The sequence below is a fragment of the Vibrio sp. S234-5 genome (assembly GCF_000960595.1).
In the GTDB taxonomy this organism is placed as follows: Bacteria; Pseudomonadota; Gammaproteobacteria; order Enterobacterales; family Vibrionaceae; genus Vibrio.
On record NZ_JZAM01000453.1, the window covers coordinates 1 to 382 of the forward strand.

General features: G+C 42.4%; 1 protein-coding gene. It reads right to left on the reverse strand.

What is annotated here, in order from left to right; genetic code table 11:
• Positions 1–137: 137 nt before the first annotated feature.
• Positions 138–382: IS66 family insertion sequence element accessory protein TnpB (tnpB, locus tag UF06_RS23025; protein WP_045572541.1), on the reverse strand; the 245-nt coding region annotated here is incomplete at its 5' end.

Genomic DNA, 382 nt, shown 5'->3' on the forward strand with positions numbered 1-382 from the left:
CCAAGCAAAATTAGTGTGCCAATGAAGCAGAAACGTTGCATGATGAACCCCGGCTTCTTGGAGCAAGTCTTAGTTGCTGGATTTAAGTCAATGACTAAATTCTAACCATTCATGCGGACGCCCTGCTTTATTATCGTTTAAGTCATTGTAAAATTGTTTATTTTAACGGGTTTATGGCCGATAATCGTGAAGCCAGAAAGCAGTCTATCAAGCTCGAATTGAGTTAGGGTAAACACCTCATTTTTCTCTTTTGTAGGCCACTTGTACTTGGCTTTTTCAAGGCGCTTATACCAAAGAGCAAAGCCTGTTTTATCCCAGTACAACACTTTGATTTTGTCGCGCTGTTTGTTGGTGAACAGGAACAGTGCGCCGCTGCCCAAGG